This window comes from Pseudomonas sp. 2822-17 (assembly GCF_002742485.1).
GTDB classification, from domain to species: Bacteria; Pseudomonadota; Gammaproteobacteria; order Pseudomonadales; family Pseudomonadaceae; genus Aquipseudomonas; species Aquipseudomonas cyclaminis.
Genome location: NZ_LJRZ01000110.1, coordinates 1 through 388 on the forward strand (window position 1 = coordinate 1; position 388 = coordinate 388).

1 pseudogene is annotated in these 388 nt (G+C 34.3%); it reads left to right on the plus strand.

The window, feature by feature from the left end:
• Positions 1–388 (plus strand): annotated as a pseudogene (locus AOA60_RS32555) (branched chain amino acid aminotransferase); the annotation flags it as partial.

A 388-nucleotide genomic window follows, 5' to 3' on the forward strand; every position in this document is an offset into this window, starting at 1 on the left:
GAGATAAAATGAGTGGGGAAAAAGTGACTGTTGTTAAGACTACAAATGGAAAAGCAAGACCTGATCAAAATGCTTTAGGATTTGGAAAGTATTTTACCGATCACATGTTCGTTATGGATTACGATCTAGAGAATGGGTGGCATTCGTCAAGAGTTATTCCTTATGAACCAATTACATTAGATCCAGCAACCATGGTTTTCCATTATGGGCAAACTGTATTTGAAGGTTTAAAAGCATATTATGCTGGGGATGAACGAACATTATTATTCAGACCAGAAAAAAATTTAGAACGTTTAAATAGGTCCTGTGAGAGGTTAAGTATTCCACAGATAGATAAAGAATTATTTATGAATGGGTTGTTAACACTTATTGACGTTGAAAAAAGTTG